Origin of the sequence: Undibacterium sp. SXout7W, from assembly GCF_049339385.1 — a bacterium.
Classification (GTDB): Bacteria; Pseudomonadota; Gammaproteobacteria; order Burkholderiales; family Burkholderiaceae_D; genus Undibacterium.
This window is the reverse complement of the sequence record NZ_JBMPPF010000129.1, coordinates 1-312: the sequence shown is the minus strand read 5'-3', so window position 1 is coordinate 312 and position 312 is coordinate 1. Positions and strand designations below refer to the sequence as shown.

At 51.9% G+C, this 312-nt stretch carries 1 protein-coding gene; it reads left to right on the top strand.

From position 1 onward, the window contains the following. The coding region (locus tag ACO0LB_RS20785; RefSeq protein WP_423052629.1) for a hypothetical protein at positions 1–312 on the top strand (312 nt) is incomplete at both ends.

Here is a 312-nt window from a genome sequence, read left to right as displayed (position 1 = left end):
GCGAAGGCAACATCAGTGCAGGAGCACAACTCAACCTGAACACCGTCAACAGCCTGAGTAACCTGAAAGGCACACTGCAAGCCAAACAGATTGGCATCACGGCAGGCAGCATCAACAACAGCGAAGGCAAATTACTGGCGACAGGCAACAGCCCCTTCAGTATTCATGCAGACAACGACCTCACCAACAACCAAGGCTTCATCGGAGGCAATGGTGATGTGCTACTGACAGCAGCGAACATCAGCAATATTGGTGGCACCGTCTATGCCCGACAAGACCTGAACATCACGACCGCAGCAAAGTTAGACAACA